Below are 22,670 nucleotides of genomic sequence, written 5' to 3' on the forward strand. Positions count from 1 at the left end.
GTGATTTCCTTTACTGGAATTGAGGTCTTGTCTTTTAGCTTGCCAAGCGCAGTACCCATTATGGATTTGGGCTCTCGCCTTCCTTCAAGTGACGCCAGAAGGTCTTGAAAGGATCGATATAGAACCCCTTCAGGGTTTTGTGTGGATTGTTGGCGCCATATTCTTCGTCGTTGCATCCCCAACGCCAGGTTTCGCCCTGTTTGGGCAGGTACAGTGTGCCGAACATCCAATCCCAGAGTGTCAGTATGACCGCGTTATTCTTGTCCCAGTGATGGGGCTCCATACTATGGTGCAGGTTGTGCATGACGGGAGCCAAAATGATCCTGTTCAGCCACCCATAGGAGATCGGCATATGGACGTGAGAAAAAACATCTATCACAAAGAACGCGATATAGGCCGTTGTGGTGACTGCAGCGACCATGCCCGGATGAATTTGGCTTCCCGTTGCATACAGTACAACCCCGGTGAAGGCCCCACCAAAAATCGCCGGAATGATATTCAGGCCAAAGAACTCGATGGGGTGTTGTCGAAAGAGCGTCCAGGGCGTGAGTGTTTCAGCGGTGTGGTGAGGCTTGTGAAGATGCCAGAGCAGTGCATGGGTATGGCACCAACGGTGTACCCAGTACCCCACGAAGTCCACGCTCAGGAAATAGACCAGAAACTGAACCGAGACCATTAGCCAGCTCGTTGTGATCACAGGCTCCTGGGCGCCGAATTCAGCGTTTAGATAAGCGCCTGCGTTGTCGGCGATAGCGATGCCATTAATGGCGATGACACCGACAAGGGGAAAGCCCAGCATAAGCAGGATAATGCCGTTCCACCTATCGACGCGCGATGAAGCGTGGTCGTATTGCTCCCTGGGAAAGGCTGCATTGATTAGAGCGCGCAGGGTCAGGGGACCTTGCCACTTTTGCGAGAAGATGAACATTACCGCAATGACTGTTACGAAAAGAGGAAGCCCAAAGGCCCATAAGCTCATTATTTCAATTGTCGGCTCATAGAAAGCGACAATTGATTCCCAGACGTTATGCATTGTCATCGTGAATTCCTCGCCATTTATTGTTTTTTATTGTTTTGAGGCCCATCGAAAGCCTCGCGTTTTTTACTCTCCGTGAAGGCCCGGTCAGATGGCTTGTTTCTAACTGGCTGTATGGATAGTGCCCATGACGTACTGCCATTGAGAAGTTGGGTAACGGTTAATTAACAGTACGCAAAAGGTTATTTTCGAAAAAATCCCGGTAAAAACATCATTTAAATCATGGAGATATTTTCAGGGCTCATGCTGATGGAGTTGCCTTTCCGACATCAGACATGACAGCTGCCCGAGTGACGTTCAGGCTGTACATCGAAAAGCCCAGCAGCAATTGGGCGCTGAGCTGTTCGCATTTTCAGACCGCAGCAGCGATGGCCTTGCCCAGCGATTCGGTGTTGCCGGTGCCCCCAATGTCGGCGGTCAGGGGCGCGTGCTCCGGGCCCATCGCAAGCACGGTTTCGATCGCTGTCAGCACGGCGGCGCCCGCTTCTGGATGGCCCAGGTGCTCGAGCATCATCGCACCGCACCAGATCTGTCCGATCGGGTTGGCGATGCCCTTTCCGGCGATGTCGGGCGCCGAACCGTGCACCGGTTCGAACAGGCTCGGGAAGTTGCGTTCCGGGTTGATATTGGCCGAGGGCGCGATGCCGATGGTGCCGGTGCAGGCCGGACCCAGGTCGGAAAGGATGTCGCCGAACAGGTTGCTGGCCACCACCACGTCGAACCAGTCCGGGTGCAGGACGAAGTTCGCCGTAAGAATATCGATGTGGTACTTGTCGACGTTGACGTCCGGATATTTCTTGCCCATTTCCACCACGCGCTCATCCCAGTAGGGCATGGTGATCGCGATACCGTTGGATTTGGTGGCCGAGGTCAGGTGCTTCTTCGGACGGCTTTGCGCCAGGTCGTAGGCGAACTTGAGGATACGGTCGACGCCGACGCGGGTCATCACGGTTTCCTGCAGCACGATTTCGCGATCGGTCCCGGGGAACATCTTGCCGCCGACGCTGGAGTACTCGCCTTCGGTATTCTCGCGCACCACCCAGAAATCGATGTCGCCGGGCTTGCGGTTCGCCAGTGGCGCCTTCACGCCGGGCATCAGACGGCAGGGACGCAGATTGACGTACTGGTCGAATTCACGACGGAACTGCAGCAGCGAATCCCACAGGGAAATATGGTCAGGCACCACGTCCGGCCAGCCCACGGCACCGAAGTAGATCGCATCGTAGCCCTTGAGCGTGTCGAACCAGTCGTCCGGCATCATCTTGCCGTGCGCCAGGTAGTAATCGGCACTGGCGAAGTCGAACCAGTCCCATTGCAGCTCGAGGTTGAAGCGGGCAGCCACCGCATCGAGCACACGCACGCCTTCGGGCATCACTTCCTTGCCAATGCCGTCGCCGGGGATCACTGCAATTTTGTACTGGGTTTTGCTCATGGATTCGACTCCTGGGTTGATTGGGGCATGGATCTCAGTGTATGCAGTGTCCTGGGATTAATAATTAGCCTTGCTGGAAAGCCATTCTTAGTTTTCAGGAAAGAATCCATGAGCATGATCGATGACCTGAGTTTCTTTCAGCAGGTGGCTACGCGCGCCAGCCTCACGCAAGTGGCACGCCATCTGGGGCTGTCGCTGCCTGCCGTGAGCAAACGGCTCAGCCACCTGGAGGCCAGGCTCGGGGTGCAGTTGGTGCAGCGCACCACGCGTCGATTGTCGCTGACCCCTGAAGGCGTGCTGTACCTGGAGGGAGGTCGGCCGATTCTGCGCCAGCTCGAGGAACTGGAGAGCGCGCTCAGCAGCCGCCAGCCCACCTTGCACGGCCGGTTGCGCATCAATGGCACGCTGGGTTTCGGCCGGCAGCACCTTGCCCCCGTGGTCTCGAGCTTCGCCCGGCTGCACCCGGAACTCGAGATTTCCCTCGAGCTGACCAGCCAGCCACTGAGCATCCTGGACGATCAATTCGATATCGGCGTGTGCATGGGCGAGCCGCCGGACTCACGCTTGATCGGCGTTCGTCTGCTGGAAAACCCACGCATTCTCTGCGCGTCTGCGGGCTACCTTGAAGCGATGCCCGAGCTGACGCGTGTGGCGGATCTGGCGCGGCATAACTGCATTGTTTTGCGCCAGTTCGGCAGCGACTATGCGATCTGGCGCTTCAGCAAGGATGGCCAGGATTACGCGCACAAGGTCAGCGGGACGCTGTCGAGCAATGACGGCGAGGTCGCGTTGAGTCTGGCGCTGGACGGCCATGGATTGATTCTGCGGTCGCGCTGGAATGTCCAGCAACATCTGGAAAGTGGTCGCCTGCAGGCGGTACTGACCGATCACCAGGCGCCGAAGGCTGATATTTTTGCGGTGTATCAGCATCGGCAGCATATCCCCCAGCGCATCTCGGTCTTCGCCCGTTACCTTGCGCAGGCGTTGGCAGAGCGTTTGCCATTCGCGGCCCTCAAGTGAGCAACGACGGGGCGGCGTGTTGGTCGGCCAAGCCACTGCGCTAAGCCGGTGCAGCGAAAAAACCCAGCACTGCTTCGAGCAGCACGTCAGGCACTTCTTCGGCGATGTAATGGCCGCAAGGTAGCGCCTTGCCGCGAACATTCAGGGCGACCTTGCGCCACTCTTCCAGCGGGTCGAAACAGCGCCCCACCGTGCCCTCCTCGCCCCAGAGCACCAACAGCGGCAGCGTCAGATGATTGCCCGCCAGGATATCGGCGCGGTCGTGCTCCAGATCGATACCGGCCGAAGCCCGGTAATCCTCACAAATGCCCCGCGCACTGCCCGGACGCTGCAGGCAGCGCAGGTACTCGCCAAACGCCTCGTCGGTGAAAGGCTTGAGGCCGGCGCTACGGGAGCCCATCACACTGCGCAGATAGAGTTCGGGGTCGGCTTCGATAAGCCCCTCCGGCAATGGCGCAGGCCGAATGAGGAAGAACCAGTGCCAATAGGCGCGGGCGAAGGCTTCGTTCGTTTGCGCGTACATCGACAGGGTTGGCGCGATGTCCAGCAGCACCATCTGCTGCACCGCGTGCGGATGGTCGAGGACCAGGCGATGGGCCACACGCGCACCGCGGTCATGGGCCAGCACCCTGAACTGCGCAAAGCCCAACGACTTCATCAGCTCGACAGCATCGAGCGCCATTTCACGCTTGGAATAACCCGCATGCCCGGCGTCGGCTGGCGGCCTGTCGCTGTCGCCATAGCCGCGCAGATCAGCGGCGACCACGGTAAAAACGCCCGCCAGCTGCGCAGCGACCTTGTGCCAGATCACGTGGGTCTGCGGATGGCCGTGCAACAGCAGCAGCGCGGGGCCACTGCCGCCAATGCGGTAACTGATGTTCACGCCGTTTACCTGGCGTTGTTCTTTCTGAAATCCGGCAAACATGATTCGACTCCTTAAAGGTAAGGCTCACTAAACAGCTGCAGAATAACGCGGAGCACGATGACAATTCAGGCACCAGACGACACCGGTAACAAGCAGTGCAATCGCCGCTATTTCATAGGAGTCGGGCAACCGCTGCTCCCATAGAAACCCAAAAACCAGCGCCGCCAATGTCTCAATCACGAGCACTTGCCCGCTGAGTGCCAACGGTAGAAGTCGGCTGGCCTGGTTCCAGCAGGCGCCACCCACCACTGAAGACAAGATGGCTACGCCTCCTGCCACCAGCAAAAAATGCAGCCATTGGGCGCTGCCATGGGTTGCGGCCTGCAAGCCCAGGACAGGTGCCGCCAAAAGCAGTGACTGAGCACCCGCAATGAAACGGCGTCGGCGTCATGACGACCTGCCAGGGTGACGATTACGGGGATGAGTCCGACAATCAGCGACGTTGTGGCGATGCCAACCAGCTGCACACCAGTGCCCACCAGCGTGTAGTAGATGAGGTTCCCTATCAGACTGAGCCAGAACAGTGATTTCCAGTCAGCCATGCTCAGATGGGCACATACCCGCCGCCAGCGCGGCATCAGCAAAACCATCGAAACCGCGCCATAGCAAAGAAATCTCAGCACTGCGAATTCCAGGCCGCTTAACCCCGGGGTCAGCTGGGGGCCAAGGAAGATCACGCCCCAGCACAACCCTGCGCACACGCCGTAAACAATGCGCTTGAGCAGTGACCGATCAGCAAACATTTCCCCCGTACTCCATAGCCTGATGGATGAAGTCTGATGCAGCTGATTCGGCAAATATTGTCGGTAACTGTGGAGTTTTTTACCCAGGCTGTTTCTGCGCTTTACGATAAGCAGCCGGCGTTATGGCGCTTATACGCTGCATGGTACGGGTCAGGGATGCCTGATCGGAAAAACCTGCCCGCTATGCTGCGAGTGCACCGCGCCGGGTGTCACAAGTGCCGCCAGTGACTGATCGATGTAGCCACCGCGCCCCCTACATCGATTTCCATTCGGCCACGAATCGGCAGTACCAATTGAGCATGCTCGTGATGGTGATGAGGGGCTTCCCGCTCGTAGCTGCGAACCTCAAGATTCAGAAAAATTTGACGCTATCGCCCTTATCGCAAGTTTTTTCATGCACCAACGGTCGGCGTTTACCTGACCCATTTATTGCTTCGCAACTAGGTGCTCAACTGTTCCTGGAGCCACGCCAGTAGCGCTTGCACTTCAATCCGCTCATCCCCGCCATTTTCTTTATAAACAGAAATGGCATGGGGCAGAGGAACATATTCTGCACAAGGTCGCACCAAAGCGCCCTCCTCAATAAGCTTTCCGGCAGTTCGACGCCATCCCAATGCGATGCCATGTCCCGCGACTGCCGCCTGAAGCATCAGCGGGTAGCTATCGAACACCGTACCAGGCACATGATTCGCGATCGACTTTCCAAACACCTGCAACCACTCCTCCCAGACCATAAAGTCCGGAGACGTAGAGCGATAGTGTAAAAGATGGTGCAGACAAAGTGCTTCAGGGCCAAGCAATGTGCCTGTGGCAAGGTAGCTCGGACTGCACACGGGGAAGACTTCGTCAGCAGCCGTAAAGGCCAGAGCATGCAAGCCGCTGGCGCGTCCGGTGCTTTGCAAGGCAACATCGAAGCGGTCGTTGAATTCGGCAATAGGCCGTGTTGAGGTCACTACTTGAACCTCGATTCCCGCCTGTTGATCCTGGAACGTGGAGAGGCGTGGCATCAGCCAATAAAAGGCTTCACATAACTGGCAGAGTAAAACGACACGATTTTTGCGCCGTGATTCTCGAAGCGTAACAGCACGGTCGCTGATATTTCCCAGTGCCTCGCTCACCACGCTTCCCAACTGCCGTCCCTCCTCCGTCAAAAAGACCGCCCGATTACGCCGGACAAAGAGCTTCACACCGAGATCTTCTTCAAGACCTCGAATTTGCCGGCTGACGGCGGCTTGGGTGATGTGCAACTCATCAGCGGCCCTCGAAAAGCTTTCCAGCCGGGCAGCCGCTTCAAAAGGCAGCAAACTGGTCAGCGCAGGCAATGTCTTCCTGAGGTTATTCATAATCAGTCGTTATGCATTCAGACCCGAGAACTCGTTTTTAACACACTGCGACAAAACGCAATATGAGCTGAACATCTGCCGGACCTCAGCTAATGATCACCGCCCGCTCAACTATCATCACCGGCACGCTGCTCGCCGTTTTTGCGACGCTGGCCTGGGCTCTTAACTTCGTAGCGCCTTACGTCACTGGCGCCTACAGCATTTACGACCTTACGATCATCAGATTTCTGATCGCGGGTGCCTTGGGGTCGCTGGGGGTGATCCTGTGTCGTACTCAGCGGCGGTCTTTGCAACGTTCCCAGCAGTTGCTCGCCGCAGCGCTGGGCGCAATGGGATATCTAGGGTACAGCAGCTGTATTGCAGCGGGCGTGATCTTCGGTGGCCCCGTACTGACGGCGGCGTGTGTCGGATTCGTGCCTGTTCTGCTCGCCCTGCTCGGCAATGCAAAAGAGAAAACGATGCAGTGGCACCGCCTTGCCTTACCCCTGACATTCATGATGGTTGGGCTCTTCCTTGCAAATATCGGCAGCATGAATCTGGCGCAGGCAGGCAAGACGTCCTGGCTGACGGGATTATTTTTTTCTGTCCTGGCAGTGACCCTGTGGCTAGCCTTCAGTCTGCTGAATCAAAGCGCCATGGGAAAAATTCCCCGTGCTGCAACGGGCATCTGGACCAGCTTGATGATGGCGGGTGCTGGCATGGGCACCGTGTTCCTGATACCCGTTGTACACATGCTGGGGCTCTTTAAACTCCCGAGTATGGGTTTCAGTATCACCTCGGCGGGACATCTTTATGCCTGGGCTCTGGTCATTGCGGTTATGTCTTCGGTGATCGGCGCCTGGGCCTGGAACGCGGCGACAAAACGGCTGCCGATGGTGCTTTCCGGTCAGTTGATTTCGCTGGAATCTTTGTTCGCCGCTGTTCTCGGCTTGCTCTTTACTGGGAGGTTCCCAACACCCATAGAGGCGACAGGGCTTATTGCCGTGGTCATAGGGGCAGCAATAGCGGTTCACAGCATTCTCGGCGCAAATGAAACCATTACCTCTTCAGTGGTCACTCGCTCCAACCAACCACGCCCTTGATTTCCAGGAAGTCGTGAATGCCCCACCCCGCGTACTCGCGGCCATTGCCGGATTGTTTGTAGCCACCAAACGGCGCGAACGTGTCCCAGCTTGGGTAGTTCAGGTACACCGAGCCGGCACGCATCTGTTTGGCAACGGCGCGGGCACGCTCGATATTACCGGACTGTATGTAGGCCGCCAGGCCGTACACGGTGTCGTTGGCCATCTCGATGGCCTGCGCTTCGCTGTCATAGGCAATGATCGACAGCACGGGGCCGAAGATTTCTTCGCGGGCAATGGTCATCTGCGCCGTCACGTCGCCGAACACGGTGGGTCGCACGTAGTAGCCCTTGTCCAGGCCTTCGGGACGGCCCAGGCCACCGCTCACCAGGGTGGCGCCCTCCTCGATGCCGATGGCGATCAGGCTCTGAATCTTGGCGAACTGTGCCTCGCTGATCACCGGACCGAGACTCGTGCCGGCATCCAGCGGGCTGCCGGTCACCAACTGCTCGGCGGTTGCCTTGGCAACTTCCAGGACACGGGCAAGCTGCGCTCGCGGTACCAGCATGCGTGTCGGCGCATTGCAGGATTGCCCGGAGTTGGCAAAGCAGCGCTGCACCCCCTTGGCCACCGCCACGTCAAAGTCCGCGTCTTCCAGCAGGATATTGGCCGATTTACCGCCCAGCTCCTGAGCCACGCGTTTAACCGTATCGGCCGCCGCCTTGGCGACCAGAATGCCTGCGCGGGTGGAACCGGTGAACGAGACCATATCGACTTTCGGGTGGCTGGCCATATGTTGGCCTACATCCGCCCCGGTGCCGTTTAGCAGGTTGAACACGCCGGCGGGCACACCCGCTTCATGCATGATCTCGGCAAAGATGATGCCGGTCAGCGGTGCGATTTCGCTGGGCTTGAGCACCACGGTGCAACCGGCGGCAATGGCGGGTGCGACCTTGCAGACGATCTGGTTCAGCGGCCAGTTCCACGGTGTGATCAGGGCGCAGACGCCGATGGCTTCACGCATCACCTGAGTGATGCCGTGCACTTCGCTGAACGGGAAGGTCTCCAGGGCACTGATGGTCGACTCCAGATGCGCGCGGCCACTCCAGACCTGCGAGTCACGGGCGAAATGCAGCGGCGCGCCCATCTCCTGGCTGACGGCCTTGGCCAGGTCTTCGTAGCGCAGGTTGTAGACCCGCAGGATTTCCTTGAGCAGTGCCAGGCGTTCGCTGACGGGGGTTACAGAGAACGCGGGAAAGGCCCTGGCAGCAGCGTTGACCGCGCTGTCCACGTCCGTTGCGTTGCCCACCGCGATGCTGATGAAAGCTTGCTCGGTGGAGGGGTCGATCACCTCCAGCGTGTTCCCCGACTGGGTGTCGACCCACTGGCCATCAATGTAAAACTTGAGCGCATTGTTCATGGTTTATCTCTGGATAATTCGGAAACAGGTGCCCTCAGCGGTCCGTTTCAAGACACGCTGACGGGCCAACACTCAGGCGTGAGTAAGGTACCACCGCCAGTCCTGCTCGCCGACCTCGGCATTGAAGGTACGAAACTCGCGCCACTTGATCGCCAGGAACACCTTCATGAATTCAGCGCCCAGCGCCTCGCGTGCCCAGGTTGAACCCTGCAATGCCTGCAACGCTGTCAGCCAGTCGGTGGGTAGAAAATCGGTCGCCTGCTCATAGCCGTTGCCCACAATCGCCGCGCCAGGATCGCTCTGATGCGTGATGCCGTGGTGAATGCCCGCCAGTAAGGCGGCAGCGGCGAGATAGGGGTTCGCATCGGCCCCGCAAATGCGGTGTTCGATGTGCCGACTGATCGCGGGGCCGCCGGGCACGCGGAACGACACCGTACGATTGTTGACGCCCCAGCTTTTGGCCAGCGGCGCGTAACTGCCGGTCTGAAACCGGCGGTAGGAGTTGGCATGGGGGCAAAAGATCGCCAGCGAGTCGAACAAGGTTGCCATCATCCCGCCAATGGAGTGACGCAACAGCGGCGTGCCCTGTGGGTCTTCGCTCGCATACAGGTTGTTGCCCTGCTCGTCGGCGAGGCTCACGTGCAGGTGCAGACCGCTGCCGGCCTGATCGCTGAACGGCTTGGCCATGAAACACGCTTGCAGCCCGTGTTTGTTGGCCACACCCTTGACCAGGCGTTTGTAACGTACGCCTTCATCAATGGCCTGGAGTGCGTCGAAACGGTGCTCCAGCGTCAACTCGAGCTGGCCCGGCGCGTACTCGGAGATTGCCGTGCGTACCGGTAACCCCTGCAGCGCGCAGGCTGCGTAGAGGTCATCAAGAAACGGTTGAACCTGTTCGAGTTCGTATACGCCATACACCTGCGGAGCCACCGGACGAACGCCATTGGTTTGCTGCGCCGGCTGCGGTCGCCCGTTGACGTCGCGCTGTTGGTCCAGCAGGTAGAACTCCAACTCAACGGCCATGACCGGATGGAAGCCATCGGCTTTGAGCTGCTCGATGGTGTTCACCAGCACATGACGCGGGTCCGCCGGTGCGGCGGGAAGACCTTGGGTCGGGTGCATGCTGACCTGCACTTGCCCGGTGGGATGGGTGCGCCAGGGTTGCAGGGTCAGGCTTCCCGGCAAGGGATAGGTCCAGCAATCAGCGTCAGCGACATCCCAGACCAGGCCTGTGTCGTCAACGTCTTCACCCTGCACGGTCAGGGCGAGAATGGAACTTGGCAGTGGCCGACCGTTTTCGTAGATCGCCAGCAGCTCATCACGGTGCAACAGTTTGCCCCGTGGCACGCCATTCGCGTCGATCAGGAACAACTCGATGCTCAGCACTTCAGGGTGTGCGGCCAGATAATCCTCGGCCTCTTTTCTATCAGCAAATTGCATGTCAGACCTCTTGGCGTTCATTCGAGCGCCCTGGCAGTATTTGAAAAAAACGCGGCGTCACCGTTATGAAGAAATGACCCGGGCGCCTGGCAGGGCAAGCAGCGTGGTCAGCGCGTTATCCAGCTCGCCGAGCAGCCTGTCGACATCCGCCTCACTGGTTTGCGGGCAGCACAGGGTCATGTTGTGAAAAGGCGTGATCAGGATGCCGCGATTGATCAGGTAGAGATGCAGCGCCATTTGAAGGCTGTCATGAAAAGCAGCCTCGGCTTGCGCACCTGTCCTTGGCGGTGTGGCACAGAATTGAAATTCACAACGGGCACCCAGCTCGGTGACAGACCAGTTCAGTTGATGGCGCTTGAACAACGCGCGAAATCCCTGGGCCAGTCTTGAGGCGACAGACAGCATGTGCTGGTAGGCAGACGCCGTCATGACCTCTTCAAGGCTGGCGCGCATGCAACGCATTGCCAGCGCGTTGGCGGACAGTGTTGTTCCCATGCCGCTGTGACCGTGGCCGCCGCCCTCTGCGTTCATTTGCACGTCGCGCATGGCCTGGGCCACCTGCTCGGTCACGCCAAATACCGCGCAAGGCACGCCCCCTGCGATGGGCTTGCCCACCACGAAAAAGTCGGGCTCCAGCACCCATTGGCGCGTGCATCCACCCAGGCCGGTGGAAATCGTGTGGGTCTCATCAATGACCAGCAGGCTGCCATATTGACGGGTCAACTCGCGGCACTTTTGCATGAACCCGGGATCGGGCAGGACCATGCCGATGTTCGTCATCGCTGGCTCGCACATCAGCGCGCACACATCGCCCTGGGCTAACGCAGCCTCCAGTGCGGCGACATCGTTGAACGGGATGGATCGGCTGTATTGGCTCAAGTCATAGGCCTGGCCCACAAGCCCTGGACGGGGCACTGTCTTGCCGTCGCGGTAGCGCACCATCACGTCATCCACGGTGCCGTGGTAGCAGCCGTCGAACACCAGCAGGACATTGCGCCGGGTGATGGCGCGCGCCCAGCGCAGCACATAACGGTTGGCGTCAGTCGCATTGGCCGTCACCTGCCAGTAAGGCAGCCCAAATTGCTGAGCCAGCAACTCGCCGCACACCACCGCGTCCTCGCCGGGCAGCATGGTGGTCAAGCCATTGTTCGCCTGCTCGGCGATGGCACGGGCAACAGGATCAGGTGAATGGCCGAACATCGTGCCGGTGTCGCCCAGGCAAAAGTCAATGTATTCATGATCGTCAACGTCGGTGAAGCGTGCGCCTTTGGCGCGCTGCACGAAGAGCGGCGAAGGCATCGACCAGTCGCTCATCCAGTGCATGGGCACACCGTTGAACAGATTCGCCCTGGCACGCTTGGCCAGCGCCATCGACGTTGGGTTGCTTTCCATGAAACGCTCACGCTCGGAGGCGGTAAAAACAGCAATCGCTGATTCATTGATTCCACTTTTCGACATGATCAAACACCCCGTGTTGATGACAAAAATCGGTTAAACGTCGTTGCCGCTCGGACAGGAACACTCAACTGCCCTCTTTCCTGACCTCAGGCTCGCGGAGCCTTGTTCTCGATCAGGCAGTTGCCGCCATCCACTACAATGACTTCACCGGTGATGTAACTGGATTCAGGCGACGCCAGAAATGCAACCGCCGCAGCTACTTCGCGAGGACTGCCTGCCCGGCCCATCGGGGTGAAGCGCCCCGCCTCGGCTTCAACGGGTGAGGTTGACCCCGTCGTGATCCAGCCAGGCGCAACGTTGTTGACGGTGACCCCTTGCCTGGCGACTTCAAGTGCAAGCCCCATGCTCATGCCCACCATCGCGGCCTTGGCGGCGCTATAAGCCGCCTCGCCCGGGTTGCTGCAGCGGGTGCCTGTGATGGAGCTGATATTCACAATGCGCCCGTAATTTCGCGCCCTCATACCGGCCAGAACGGCTCGCGTCAGAAGAAAGGCCGTGGTCAGGTTTCTGCCCAGTGAAAGATTCCACTCCTGCAGTTCCATCGTTGCCAATTCCGAGAACACCTCGGGGCTTCCTTGCATGGCCATGCCGGCATTGTTCACGAGAATATCGATCCGTCCCCAGACGGACTCCGCCCACTGGCTCAATTCGCGCACCTGACGTTCGTCAGTGAGGTCGGCTGGCCGGCCCTCAACGTCAAATCCCTCAAGACGTAACTCTTTAACCCGGTCCGCAATGCGGTGGCTGCTGGCAGTGATGATCAACCTGGCCCCGGATGCACCTAGCCTGCGAGCAATAGCCATGCCGATCCCGGATTCACTCCCGGCACCACTGACGAGTGCAACATGCCCTCTCAATTGCGTATCCAACAGGGTGTGCCCCACGTATTCAATGTGAAAGAGAGTAGAAACTAGGCGAATAAATCTGATACATAAAGACAATCATCATCAGAAAATCTGACAACCCCCATGGCGTTTACCAGTGAGTCACTCAAAATTTTCCTCGCGGTCATCGACAGCGGATCCTTTTCGGCGGCGGCGCGAAAATTAGGCCGGGTACCCTCAGCCGTCAACATGGCGGTGTCGCAGCTTGAAGCAGAGCTGGATTTGTTGCTTTTTGACCGATCAACTCGCAAAGCCATTCCTACGGCCGCCGCCAAAGCACTTGAGCCCCAGGCACGACAGGTCGCGAGCCAGATAAACCTGTTGGATGCGCATGCCCTCCAGCTGCATCAGGGGTTGGAAGAGCGCCTGGTCTTTGCGATGGCGCCGGAGTTGCAAACAGGCGTATGGAATCGTCCGCTGTCGATTATCGCCAGGGAGTTCCCCACGCTTGAAATCGAGATTCGCTCCGCGTCCCATCCGGAGGCAATGCGCATGCTCCATGAAGGGCGTGTGCAATTGGCACTTGGATTTGAACGACCAGGGCTTGACGAGCGGGAAACATTTCTTGAAGCGGGGAGCCAGTTGTTAGTAGCGGTTGCTGCTCCAGATCACCCTGCGGCCGCCGGCAAGAAAAGCCCTTTAAGTGAGGAGCAACTGGTAAACGTGCGGCAGATCATCGTCGCCACAGGAGGACCTGCGGACTCTGACCCACGTGTTGTGCTGTCGCGGCGGCTTTGGCACAGCGACAATTATCTGGCCACGCTGGACCTGGTGCAGCAAGGATTGGGTTGGGCCTATCTTCCAAAATCGCTGGTACACCCTCTCATCACCTCAGGCGCATTGACGGAGGTGGTGTTTGACTACATGCCGAGTCAGATGCGGCTATGGGTCGATATCATCTGGGTAAAAAACCGGCCCCTGGGCCTGGGCGCGCTTCGTTACCTGAGCCTGATACGCGAAATTACGGAGGGGGAGCCTCGTCGTATTTGATGAGTAACAGTGCACATTGAGGATAGGCATCAATGGGCCATTGTCAGTGTCCAGCGGAGACGCCGCAATCAATCGCCATGTCCGCGCCAGTGATGGATCGCGCACCGGGTTGGCACAGGAAAAACGCCAGCTCGGCAACTTCTTCCGGCTGGATAAATCGGGCGCGGGCACCTTGGGGGTACTTGTCCAACAGATCCTGATAGTAGGCCTGAGGGTTTCCCTGTCCATATTGAGTGGCTTGAAACTTGAGCATTGGGGTTTCGATATCACCTGGGGAAATAGCGTTGCAGCGCACGCCAAAAGGTGCCAGGTCCAATGCCAGGGTTTTTGTCAGCAGGGTCACGCCGCCCTTGCTTGCGCAATAAGCGGCGGCGTTTCGATTGCCTTGCCGGCCGGCATCGCTTGAAATATTCAGGATCGAACCCTCTGATAATTTCAGATGGGGAATGGCGGCTGAGCACATAAAGAACGTAGCCTTCAGGTTCACGTCCAGAACGAGGTCGAAATCCTCTTCGGTAAACGCTTCAACCGGACCTTCGCGCCATACTCCCGCAGCGTTGATCAATACATCCAGCCGGCCCATCGCCCTAACGGCTGCATCAACGGCCGCGGCACACACAGCGGGTTGACGGATATCACCGCAAAAAATGCCTGACACCTGATATTCAACCTGTAGGTCTGCGAGCTTTTTCGCGTCCAGATCTGTCGCGAAAACCTTGAAGTCTTCTTTTAAAAAACGCTCAACCAACGCGCGGCCAACACCACCTGCTGCGCCAGTGATAAGTACAGTTCGAGTGGCCATGGAACCTCCTGCCAAAGATAAAATTCAAGAACCTGTGGGATGCGTCCAGCTCACCAGACCGCGATATGCGAATCCGCCCGTGGCTCAGTGCCGCCGCACAACACGCCGGTGACCGGGTCACGCAGGATGATCTGCCCACGCCCGTAGTCGGTCAGGTCGCTGTCGGTCTGCACCTTGTGCCCGCGCCGCGCCAGCGCATTGACCAGGTCGCGGGACGCGCCGTGTTCGATGCCGACCTTCATGTCGCCCAGCCATTGCCAGCGAGGCGCGTCCAATGCCGCCTGGGGGTTGAGGCCGAAGTCCACCAGGTTCATCACCATCTGCACATGCCCCTGGGGCTGCATGTAGCCGCCCATCACGCCGAACGGTCCAAGGGCCTCGCCGTCCTTGCTGAGGAACCCCGGGATGATGGTGTGGAAGGTTTTCTTGCCCGGTGCCAGGCAATTGGAATGGGACTCATCGAGGCTGAACTCCTGCCCGCGGTTCTGCAGGGCGATGCCGCTGTCGGGCAGCACCACGCCGGAGCCGAAACCGTGGTAGTTGCTCTGGATGAACGAGACCATATTGCCTTCGGCGTCGGCGGTCGCCAGGTACACCGTGCCGCTGGCGTGCGGGTCACCGGGCTTGGGCGGCTGGGCCTGCTCGCCGATCTCGCCACGGCGACGGCGGCTGTAGTCGTCGCTGAGCAGGTCGGCCACCGCCACGCGCATGTGCGCAGGGTCAGTGATGTAATGCAGGCCGTCGCTGTAGGCCAGCTTCATGGCTTCCAGCTGGCGATGCCAGGTTTGCTGGCTGTCGCGGTGATCGAAGTTGAAGCCTTCGAGGATCTTCAGCGCCATCAGTGCGACCAGGCCCTGGCCGCTCGGCGGGATTTCCCAAACATCCACGCCACGGTAATTGATGTGGATCGGCTCCACCCACTGCGCGCGGTAATCCTTGAGGTCGCTGGCGCGCAGGTAGCCGCCGCTGGCGCGCGAATGCGCATCCAGGCGCTCGGCCAGAGCGCCGCGATACAGGCTTTCGCAGCCGGTGGCGGCGAGTTCTTCCAGGGTACGGGCCTGGGCCGGGTTGCGGAAAATCTCGCCCGCCTTGGGCGCGCGCCCGTCGATCAGGAAGGTGTCGAACCAGGCTTGCAGCACGTCATCGCGGTGCGGGCTGAATTCGTTCAAGGAGATCTGCCATTGATGGGCAACCACCGGCGATAGCGGGAAACCGTCGCGCGCCAGGCTGATGGCCGGCTGCAGCAATTCGGCAAACGGCAATTTACCGAAGCGCCTGGACAACTCGGCCCACGCCGACGGGCAACCGGGCACCGTCACCGAGGTCCAGCCGTACAGCGGCATCTGTTGATGCCCCGCCGCCTTGACCGCCTCGATACTCAAGGCGGCCGGCGCATGGCCGTTGCCGTTCAGGCCATGCAACTGCCCCTTGCACCACACCAGCGCAAAGGCATCGCCGCCCAGGCCACAACCGGTGGGCTCGACCACGGTCAGCGCGGCGGCGGTGGCGATGGCGGCATCGATGGCATTGCCGCCCTTCTGCATGATTTCGATGCCGGCCTGGGCCGCCAGCGGTTGCGAAGCGGCGACCATGCCCCGACGCGCGAACACGCTCTGGCGTTGCGAGGAATAAGGGTATTCATGAGCGGAAAATTTCAACATAGCAAAGGCTCTTCAAAAAAGGTCATAACACGCGGCTGAGAAACGCCCGGGTCCGCGGATGGCTGGGGTGGCTGAAAATCTGCTCCGGCGGCCCTTGTTCGATCAATTCACCCTGATCGAGCACCACCACGCGGTCGGCCACTTCACGGGCAAAGCCCATTTCGTGGGTGACCACCACCATGGTCATGCCCTCCTCGGCCAGCTCTTTCATCACCTGCAGGACCTCGCCGACGGTTTCCGGGTCGAGGGCGCTGGTGGGTTCGTCGAACAGCATCGCCTGGGGTTTCATCGCCAGTGCACGGGCAATCGCCACCCGCTGCTGCTGGCCACCGGAGAGCATCGACGGATAGTGGCTGGCCTTGTCGGCCAGGCCGACCCGCGCCAGCAAACCCCGGGCCTGCTCCAGCGCCTGGGCACGCGGTACGCCAAGCACCTGGATCGGCGCTTCGATGATGTTTTCCAATGCGGTCATGTGCGGGAATAGGTTGAAGCGCTGGAACACCATGCCGATGTCGCGGCGCTGGCGGGCGATGTTGCGCTCCGAATCGCGCACCAGGCTGCCATCGGCGCATTCGCGATAGCCCATGGCGCGGCCGTTGACGCGAATGCGCCCGCCCTGGATGTCTTCAAGCAGGTTGATGCAGCGAATAAAGGTGGTCTTGCCCGAGCCGGAGGCGCCGATCAGCACCACCACTTCGCCGCGCCGCACTTGCAGGGAGATGCCCTTGAGGATCTGCAACTCGCCGAACGACTTCTGGATATCCTGTGCGTCAATGATCAGCTCTTCACTTTGGTGCGCCATGGTTAACGTCCCCTCAGCAGTTTCAGGGTGCTGCGACCGAACATGCGGCTGGCGGCCGGAGGTGGCGCCGAAGGTCGATCGGACTGGCCGAAACGGTTTTCGAGCCAGCGTTGGAAAAAGCCCCACAGGGTGGTCAACGTCAGGAAGTAAATCGCGACCACCAGGTACAACTCGAAGACGCGAAACGTCGCCGAGGTCACCATCTGCGTGCTGAGCAACAGCTCCTGCACGCCGATCACACTGACCAGCGTGGTGTTCTTGAGCATCACATTGAACTCGTTGCCCAGCGGCGGCACGATCACTCGAAACGCCTGGGGCAGCACGATGCGCCGCATCAGCTTGCCGAACCCCATGCCCAGGGAACGCCCGGCTTCGTACTGGCCCTTGTCCACCGCGCCGATGCCGGCGCGGATGATTTCGGCCATGTACGCGCCTTCATTCAGCCCCAGGGCGATGATCGCCGCCTGGATATTGCCGGGGATGATCAGCCCGAACAGCTCGATGTCCTCGAAGCGGAAGATCCCGCCCGCGGCCAGTGCGGTGTACAGAAACACGATCTGCACCAGCAATGGCGTGCCGCGCATCAGCCACACGTAAAGGCGTACCGGCAGGTGCAGCAGCGGGTTCTTCGACAGGCGCAACAGCGCTGCCGCCAGGCCCAGCGCGCAGCCGAGCAGCATCGCCAGCACGCTGATCAGGCACGTCAGCCACAGCCCGGTGAGGTAGACCCCACTGGGCTGCAGCAGGTATTGCCAGAACACATCCCAATTGAAATTCATCGTGGTGGAACCTCAGTCGAGTGTGTCGCTGCTGACATGCCATTTGTTGAGCAATTGCACATAGCTGCCATCGCTGCGCATGTCGCTGATGATCTGCTGCACGGCGGCGGTCAGTTGCGGGTCGTCCTTGCGCATGCCCAGGCCGGTGAGGATGCGGCTGAAGGCAGGCACCCCTTCCTGAAACAGCTCCGGGGCCATCGCCGCGTAGTAACCGGCGGTTTCCACGGTGGTGCCATAGGCGTCGACCTGGCTGATGCGCAGCGCCTGGAAGGCATCGGTGTCGGTGTTGTAGACCACCAGTTTCATCGGTGGCTTGCCGGCCTTGGCGAGGCTTTCGTTCTGGGTGTCGAGCAGGGTCTTGATGGTGGAGCCGTTGAGCACCGCCACCTTGTGCGTGGACAGGTCATCCAGGGTCTTGATGCCCTTGGGATTGCCCTTGGGTACCACCACCGACTGGCTGGAATACATGTAGTTGACGATATCGATCACCTGGCGGCGCTCGGGTTTGTCGAACAGTTGGTCAACGATCATGTCGCACTGCCGGGCTAGCAGCGCCGGCACCAGGCCGGAAAACGGAATGACCCGCCATTGCACGGTTTTATTGCCCAGGCGCTTGGCGATTTCCAGGCCCAGGTCGACGGTGAGCCCGCGCGGTTTCTGGGATTCGTCGAAGGACACCAGGGGCGGTGAATCCATCCCCGAGCAGTAGGTGAGTTTGTCGACGCTCTTCAGGCGCTCAGGCACCTGGACTGCGGCGCAGGCCCATTGTGTGCAGAGACCCAGGGTTACAGCCACCAGCAAGGCGCGGTGTTGTTTATGCATGACCAGACACTCCACTTCGTTGAATAACGGGGCAGGAATCAACGTCTAAACCTGGACGGGTTCGGACCCGCCTCTCTTATTTTTCCAGTTGCAGAAATTGAATCAGCAGCGGCACGGTGCTTTCGATGTGTTCGCGCACCACGGCTTCGGCGCGGGCGGCGTCACCGGCGCGAATCGCGTCGAGGATCACCGCGTGTTCCTGGCGCGCGCTGAGGGGTTTTTCGCTGTGCTGCAGCCACAAGCGCATGGGCGCCTCCACCAGCGAATACAACGCCGAAATCTGCTTCATCAAGCGCGGCCGGCCGCTGAGCCCGCACAGGTACTCGTGAAAGGCGCGGTGGCGACGGACCCACGCGGCGCTCTCGTCACGGTAGTCATCCATCTCGTCCAGCAGCCGCTCCAGAGCCGCCATCTGGCGCTCGCCGATGCGGCCGACCGCGACGCGCACCGCCAGGCCTTCCAGTGCGCTGCGCATCTCGAACACCTCGTGCAGCTCATTGAGGTCCAGACCGCTGACGATGGCGCCGCGATTGGGCCGCAGCGTTACCAGGCCCTGGGCATCCAGGCGGCGGAACGCTTCGCGCACCGGCATGCGGCTCATGCCGATCTCGCCGGCGATATCCTCGGCAATCAGGCGATCGCCCTTGCGCAAACGACCGCCGCAGATGGCATCGAGGAGGAAGTTGTAAGCCTCCTCTTCGGCAGTGAGAGGCTGGCGGTCAACGTAAGCGGGGACAAATTGCATTTGCAGCCTCTTTGTATTTTTGTATCCAATTATCCATGGATGCAATAAAGCATGGGGCGTGCCAATACGCCTGTTGCAGGGTTAACTGACTGATTCGATTTCGATTTTTGCTTTATACGCCGGATCAATGCAGCGAGAATAAAAAGCGATGTGCTACCAAAATCGCACAGCGACGGTCTGTTTCTGTGCAAGGAAGTAGCAGGTGTCCATAGAAGGGCATAAGGCGTGCCGCCATACCGAACATGATATGGCCCCTCCACTGCACGCTAATTATCCAGCATCGTGCGGATTTTCCTCGGCAGGTCCTGCGGCTGATAGGGTTTGGGCAACAGCTCGAACTCATGCACTTGTATATCCGCGCGCTCCAGCGAGTCTTTCGCGTAGCCCGTGGTGAGCAATACGCGGGTATGCGGGTACAGCCGGGCAACCTCACGGGCCAGTGCCGCGCCGTTCATGGCGCCCGGCATGATCAGGTCACTGAACACCAGGTCGTAGCGGGCGTTCTCCAGCATCGCCAACGCCTGCTCGGCATGGGTCGCGGTCGCGGTCCGGTAACCGTAGTCAGTCAGTATCACTTGGACCAGCTCGGCCACTTCGGGTCGGTCCTCCACGATCAGGATGTGCTCGCTGCCTCGCAACGAGGTGGTGTCAGACGGCGGCTGTTCGACCCAGGGCTGGCTGTCGTCGGCTGGGAAGTAGAGCCGTATCGTCGTTCCGGCGCCCGGGGATGAGCGGATCCGCGCAGCCCCGCCCGATTGCTTGACGAACCCGTACACCATCGACAGCCCCAGTCCCGAGCCCTTGCCCTCCTCCTTGGTGGTAAAGAACGGCTCGATGATTTTTTCCTGTATGCCCGGCTCTATGCCGTTGCCATTGTCGGTCACCGAGAGGCTGACGTATTGGCCCTCGGGTACCCCGTTTTCAGGCGACTCAACGTTGCAGGTCGTTATCGTGATTGTCGGATCGACGCACCCCTCCAGCGCATCCTGTGCGTTCGATAACAGGTGCTGCACTGCCAGCTCTGCCTGGGCAGGGTCGATGCGGCAGTTCCACAGGTTCGGCGCGAGGTCCATCTGCACATTGGCATCACTCACGGCACGCCGCATGAAATCGGGCCGGGTGAGCAGGCAGTTCAGATTGATCACGCGACTGTCGAGCCGCTGTTTGCGCGAAAACGCCAGCAATTGTTGCGTCAATGTCTGTGCTTTTTCAGCCGCTGCCCTGGCACGACCGGCGCTCTTGAAGATGCGTTGCAGGTCGCCGTCGGGGCGCTTCGCGCTCTGCTGGATCAAGTCGAGATAGCCGACCATCACCTGCAACAGGTTGTTGAAATCGTGGGCGATGCCGCCGGTCAGTTGTCCCAGCGCTTCCATGTCCTGGGCGCCACGCAGGCGCTGCTCGGCATCGTGGCGGCGGCTCACGTCCAGCTGTGACGCAAAGAAGTACACCAGTTGCCCGGCTTCGTTGAACAGCGGCGCGATGAAAATTTCATTCCAGAACGTCGAGCCATCCTTACGGTAATTGAGCACTTCCACACAGACTTCATGGTGGCGCTCGATCGCCCGCTGCGCGTGCGCAAGGGTGCTCTGGTCGGTTTCGGGGCCCTGCAGGAACCTGCAGTTGCGTCCGATGATTTCGTCCTGTTCAAAGCCAGTCAGGTTCACGAAGGCCTGGTTGGCGAAGATGATCGGATTGTCGGGTTGCGCGGGGTCGGTCACGATCATCGCGCTGTGGCTGGCTTCCATGGCCGCCAGGAAGAGATTTTTGCGGTGGGAGGACAGCGTCGCCACCGCGACACTGTCGACCACAGGCATGTTCTTTCTTGCCAAGGTTCACCTCCGGGGCAGTGGTGCGTGTTCCATGGACCATGAAAACGCCGCGGAGTGCGACCCTGTGCCTGGTCGCTCGACCGCTAGCCCACCTGCGTGGCAAACCTGCCCACGGCATCCACCACCCGCTTGGCGCCGTCCTGAATCTCGACAATCACCTGGCCCGCCTGCGTGGCCAGCTCCAGCCCCTGCTCGGCCTGGGACTTGCTGTTGGCCATCTCGGCGACCGTTTCATCCACCAGTTTCTGGTTCTGCAACACCACCGAGGCGATCTCCTCAGTCGCCGTGCTGGTGCGTCCGGCCAATTGGCGAACCTCATCGGCCACCACGGCAAAGCCTCGACCCTGCTCGCCCGCGCGCGCCGCTTCGATGGCCGCGTTCAACGCCAGCAGGTTGGTTTGCTGGGCGATGCTGCTGATGGTCTGGATGATCGAACTGATCAACAGCGACTGCTTGCCCAAGGCTTCGACGCCACCGGACGCCGCCTGCATGTCCACCGAGACCTTGCGCATGGTGTGCATCGTGTCATTGACCACCACGGCGCCGCGCTGGGCCGTCACATCGGTCTGTCGGGAGATTTCAAAGGCGGTCTGGGCCGCTTCGCTGACCTGTTGTTCGCGGGCCACCTGGTCGGTGACCACCGTGGCGAACTTCACCACCTTGCACAGCGTGCCCTCGGTGTCATACACCGGGTTGTAGGTCGCTTCCAGCCATACCGTCTGGCCGCGACTGTCGATACGCTCAAAGCGGCCGCCGACAAACTCGCCCTTGTTCAAGGTGGCCCAGAAATCCTTGTACTGCTGCGACGCAGCGTCTTGCGGCTTGCAGAAAATACGGTGATGACTGCCTTTGGCCTGAGCCAGGTTGTAGCCCATCGCCTTGAGGAACTGTTCGTTGGCCATGAGGACATGCCCGGAAAGATCAAACTCGATCACCGCCGTCGAGCGCAGCAAGGCATCGATGAAAGAGGTGTTTTCCGAAGCTTTTTCCAGGCGGGAAGTGATGTTGGTCGCGTAGCAAGTGACATGGCTCAAACTGCCACTGGTATCGGTGATGGGCTGCCAATGGGCATGAATCCACACCAGCGAGCCGTCCGCATGCAGGTAGCGGTACTCGTCCGTGATCGACTTGCCGGCGGCAACGGCGGCACGAAAGTGCTGGTAGCACGGCAGCCTGGAGACGTACTGCGGAACGATATCGGCCATCGCCCGCCCCAGAAGCTGCTCCGGCGTATAGCCCAGGGCATGGGCAAAGTTGTCGTTGCAGGCGGTGATTTTAAACGTCGGATCGATACTCAACGTGAGCATTTCGCGGTCCAGGCCATCGCGTAATTGACGCAACTGCGTAAGCTCCGCAGCCTGGACATTGAGCTGTTGCTTGATTTTGGAGTTGAACATGGGGGCAGCGCCTCTTGGGTCATACCCATGCTATCGGCAAGGTCAAGCGCTTATTGAGGCCCCGCGCAAAGCGGCTGATGG

At 59.8% G+C, this 22,670-nt stretch carries 19 protein-coding genes and 3 pseudogenes; 3 read left to right on the plus strand and 19 right to left on the minus strand.

Annotated features, from left to right (window positions below):
- Positions 1-58: 58 nt before the first annotated feature.
- Positions 59-1,039 carry a sterol desaturase family protein gene (locus TU79_RS15645; RefSeq protein WP_057008814.1) on the minus strand — a complete coding sequence of 327 codons (981 nt, stop codon included), beginning with the start codon at positions 1,037-1,039 and terminating at the stop codon, positions 59-61.
- Between the two features lie 349 nt (positions 1,040-1,388).
- Positions 1,389-2,468: a tartrate dehydrogenase gene (locus TU79_RS15650; RefSeq protein WP_003236525.1), complete on the minus strand. Its 1,080-nt coding sequence runs from the start codon at positions 2,466-2,468 to the stop codon at positions 1,389-1,391.
- Positions 2,469-2,576: 108 nt separating this feature from the next.
- Between TU79_RS15650 and TU79_RS15655 the strand changes: the two genes are divergently transcribed.
- On the plus strand, positions 2,577-3,488 hold the full coding sequence (locus TU79_RS15655; protein ID WP_057008815.1) for a LysR substrate-binding domain-containing protein: 912 nt from the start codon (positions 2,577-2,579) through the stop codon (positions 3,486-3,488).
- 40 nt (positions 3,489-3,528) lie between these two features.
- On the opposite strand, the gene TU79_RS15660 is transcribed toward TU79_RS15655, so the two are convergent.
- The 4 genes and pseudogenes from TU79_RS15660 to TU79_RS15675 form a co-directional block, all read right to left on the minus strand.
- On the minus strand, positions 3,529-4,413 hold the full coding sequence (locus TU79_RS15660; RefSeq protein WP_057008816.1) for an alpha/beta fold hydrolase: 885 nt from the start codon (positions 4,411-4,413) through the stop codon (positions 3,529-3,531).
- Between the two features lie 27 nt (positions 4,414-4,440).
- Positions 4,441-5,156 (minus strand): annotated as a pseudogene (locus TU79_RS15665) (EamA family transporter).
- Positions 5,157-5,342: 186 nt separating this feature from the next.
- Positions 5,343-5,518, minus strand: a pseudogene (locus TU79_RS26805) (cupin domain-containing protein); the annotation flags it as partial.
- A 78-nt stretch (positions 5,519-5,596) separates the two neighbouring features.
- Positions 5,597-6,499: a LysR substrate-binding domain-containing protein gene (locus TU79_RS15675; protein ID WP_057008818.1), complete on the minus strand. Its 903-nt coding sequence runs from the start codon at positions 6,497-6,499 to the stop codon at positions 5,597-5,599.
- 92 nt (positions 6,500-6,591) lie between these two features.
- Between TU79_RS15675 and TU79_RS15680 the strand changes: the two genes are divergently transcribed.
- Positions 6,592-7,581, plus strand: a complete 990-nt coding sequence (locus TU79_RS15680) for a DMT family transporter (RefSeq protein ID WP_057008819.1) — start codon at positions 6,592-6,594, stop codon at positions 7,579-7,581.
- Here the strand turns inward: TU79_RS15680 and TU79_RS15685 are convergent.
- The 4 genes from TU79_RS15685 to TU79_RS15700 form a co-directional block, all read right to left on the minus strand.
- The gene (locus tag TU79_RS15685; RefSeq protein ID WP_057008820.1) at positions 7,553-8,980 is read right to left on the minus strand and encodes an aldehyde dehydrogenase family protein; all 1,428 of its coding nucleotides are present in this window, start codon (positions 8,978-8,980) and stop codon (positions 7,553-7,555) included. The two genes, TU79_RS15680 and TU79_RS15685, sit on opposite strands and share 29 nt — an antisense overlap.
- Positions 8,981-9,052: 72 nt before the next feature.
- Positions 9,053-10,420 (minus strand): glutamine synthetase family protein, encoded by a 1,368-nt coding sequence (locus tag TU79_RS15690; protein ID WP_057008821.1) that lies wholly within the window; start codon positions 10,418-10,420, stop codon positions 9,053-9,055.
- 63 nt (positions 10,421-10,483) lie between these two features.
- Positions 10,484-11,878 carry an aspartate aminotransferase family protein gene (locus tag TU79_RS15695; RefSeq protein ID WP_057008822.1) on the minus strand — a complete coding sequence of 465 codons (1,395 nt, stop codon included), beginning with the start codon at positions 11,876-11,878 and terminating at the stop codon, positions 10,484-10,486.
- 86 nt (positions 11,879-11,964) lie between these two features.
- The gene (locus TU79_RS15700) at positions 11,965-12,750 is read right to left on the minus strand and encodes an SDR family NAD(P)-dependent oxidoreductase (RefSeq protein WP_057008921.1); all 786 of its coding nucleotides are present in this window, start codon (positions 12,748-12,750) and stop codon (positions 11,965-11,967) included.
- A gap of 96 nt (positions 12,751-12,846) precedes the next feature.
- On the opposite strand from TU79_RS15700, the gene TU79_RS15705 reads away from it, so the two are divergent.
- The gene (locus tag TU79_RS15705; protein ID WP_057008823.1) at positions 12,847-13,752 is read left to right on the plus strand and encodes a LysR family transcriptional regulator; all 906 of its coding nucleotides are present in this window, start codon (positions 12,847-12,849) and stop codon (positions 13,750-13,752) included.
- Between the two features lie 43 nt (positions 13,753-13,795).
- On the opposite strand, the gene TU79_RS15710 is transcribed toward TU79_RS15705, so the two are convergent.
- The 9 genes and pseudogenes from TU79_RS15710 to TU79_RS26970 all read right to left on the minus strand — a co-directional run.
- Positions 13,796-14,554, minus strand: a complete 759-nt coding sequence (locus TU79_RS15710; RefSeq protein ID WP_057008824.1) for an SDR family NAD(P)-dependent oxidoreductase — start codon at positions 14,552-14,554, stop codon at positions 13,796-13,798.
- A gap of 50 nt (positions 14,555-14,604) precedes the next feature.
- Positions 14,605-16,215, minus strand: a complete 1,611-nt coding sequence (locus tag TU79_RS15715; RefSeq protein WP_057008825.1) for a gamma-glutamyltransferase family protein — start codon at positions 16,213-16,215, stop codon at positions 14,605-14,607.
- Between the two features lie 22 nt (positions 16,216-16,237).
- Positions 16,238-17,017 carry an amino acid ABC transporter ATP-binding protein gene (locus TU79_RS15720; RefSeq protein ID WP_057008826.1) on the minus strand — a complete coding sequence of 260 codons (780 nt, stop codon included), beginning with the start codon at positions 17,015-17,017 and terminating at the stop codon, positions 16,238-16,240.
- A gap of 2 nt (positions 17,018-17,019) precedes the next feature.
- The gene (locus tag TU79_RS15725) at positions 17,020-17,796 is read right to left on the minus strand and encodes an amino acid ABC transporter permease (RefSeq protein WP_003236553.1); all 777 of its coding nucleotides are present in this window, start codon (positions 17,794-17,796) and stop codon (positions 17,020-17,022) included.
- Positions 17,797-17,808: 12 nt separating this feature from the next.
- A complete protein-coding gene (locus tag TU79_RS15730; protein WP_057008827.1) occupies positions 17,809-18,618 on the minus strand; it encodes an ABC transporter substrate-binding protein in 810 nt (269 codons plus the stop codon).
- A gap of 76 nt (positions 18,619-18,694) precedes the next feature.
- The gene (locus TU79_RS15735; RefSeq protein ID WP_057008828.1) at positions 18,695-19,363 is read right to left on the minus strand and encodes a GntR family transcriptional regulator; all 669 of its coding nucleotides are present in this window, start codon (positions 19,361-19,363) and stop codon (positions 18,695-18,697) included.
- 266 nt (positions 19,364-19,629) lie between these two features.
- A complete protein-coding gene (locus tag TU79_RS15740) occupies positions 19,630-21,177 on the minus strand; it encodes a histidine kinase famiy protein (protein WP_082638521.1) in 1,548 nt (515 codons plus the stop codon).
- A 98-nt stretch (positions 21,178-21,275) separates the two neighbouring features.
- Positions 21,276-21,713, minus strand: coding sequence for a methyl-accepting chemotaxis protein (locus tag TU79_RS26965; RefSeq protein WP_373460625.1), 438 nt, complete (start codon positions 21,711-21,713; stop codon positions 21,276-21,278).
- 99 nt (positions 21,714-21,812) lie between these two features.
- Positions 21,813-22,589 (minus strand): annotated as a pseudogene (locus TU79_RS26970) (PAS domain-containing protein); the annotation flags it as partial.
- Positions 22,590-22,670: the final 81 nt, after the last annotated feature.

The sequence above is a fragment of the Pseudomonas trivialis genome (genome assembly GCF_001439805.1).
Lineage (GTDB): Bacteria > Pseudomonadota > Gammaproteobacteria > Pseudomonadales > Pseudomonadaceae > Aquipseudomonas > Aquipseudomonas trivialis.

Excerpts from the sequence above, each read along its gene's own strand:
- TU79_RS15680 (WP_057008819.1), top strand. The coding sequence starts at position 6,592 with ATGATCACCGCCCGCTCAACTATCATCACCGGCACGCTGCTCGCCGTT.
- TU79_RS15715 (WP_057008825.1), bottom strand. The coding sequence starts at position 16,215 with ATGTTGAAATTTTCCGCTCATGAATACCCTTATTCCTCGCAACGCCAG.
- TU79_RS15725 (WP_003236553.1), bottom strand. The coding sequence starts at position 17,796 with ATGAATTTCAATTGGGATGTGTTCTGGCAATACCTGCTGCAGCCCAGT.
- TU79_RS15720 (WP_057008826.1), bottom strand. The coding sequence starts at position 17,017 with ATGGCGCACCAAAGTGAAGAGCTGATCATTGACGCACAGGATATCCAG.
- TU79_RS15690 (WP_057008821.1), bottom strand. The coding sequence starts at position 10,420 with ATGCAATTTGCTGATAGAAAAGAGGCCGAGGATTATCTGGCCGCACAC.
- TU79_RS15645 (WP_057008814.1), bottom strand. The coding sequence starts at position 1,039 with ATGACAATGCATAACGTCTGGGAATCAATTGTCGCTTTCTATGAGCCG.
- TU79_RS15740 (WP_082638521.1), bottom strand. The coding sequence starts at position 21,177 with ATGCCTGTGGTCGACAGTGTCGCGGTGGCGACGCTGTCCTCCCACCGC.
- TU79_RS26965 (WP_373460625.1), bottom strand. The coding sequence starts at position 21,713 with ATGCACACCATGCGCAAGGTCTCGGTGGACATGCAGGCGGCGTCCGGT.
- TU79_RS15710 (WP_057008824.1), bottom strand. The coding sequence starts at position 14,554 with ATGGCCACTCGAACTGTACTTATCACTGGCGCAGCAGGTGGTGTTGGC.
- TU79_RS15650 (WP_003236525.1), bottom strand. The coding sequence starts at position 2,468 with ATGAGCAAAACCCAGTACAAAATTGCAGTGATCCCCGGCGACGGCATT.
- TU79_RS15735 (WP_057008828.1), bottom strand. The coding sequence starts at position 19,363 with ATGCAATTTGTCCCCGCTTACGTTGACCGCCAGCCTCTCACTGCCGAA.
- TU79_RS15695 (WP_057008822.1), bottom strand. The coding sequence starts at position 11,878 with ATGTCGAAAAGTGGAATCAATGAATCAGCGATTGCTGTTTTTACCGCC.
- TU79_RS15730 (WP_057008827.1), bottom strand. The coding sequence starts at position 18,618 with ATGCATAAACAACACCGCGCCTTGCTGGTGGCTGTAACCCTGGGTCTC.
- TU79_RS15705 (WP_057008823.1), top strand. The coding sequence starts at position 12,847 with ATGGCGTTTACCAGTGAGTCACTCAAAATTTTCCTCGCGGTCATCGAC.
- TU79_RS15685 (WP_057008820.1), bottom strand. The coding sequence starts at position 8,980 with ATGAACAATGCGCTCAAGTTTTACATTGATGGCCAGTGGGTCGACACC.
- TU79_RS15655 (WP_057008815.1), top strand. The coding sequence starts at position 2,577 with ATGAGCATGATCGATGACCTGAGTTTCTTTCAGCAGGTGGCTACGCGC.
- TU79_RS15675 (WP_057008818.1), bottom strand. The coding sequence starts at position 6,499 with ATGAATAACCTCAGGAAGACATTGCCTGCGCTGACCAGTTTGCTGCCT.
- TU79_RS15660 (WP_057008816.1), bottom strand. The coding sequence starts at position 4,413 with ATGTTTGCCGGATTTCAGAAAGAACAACGCCAGGTAAACGGCGTGAAC.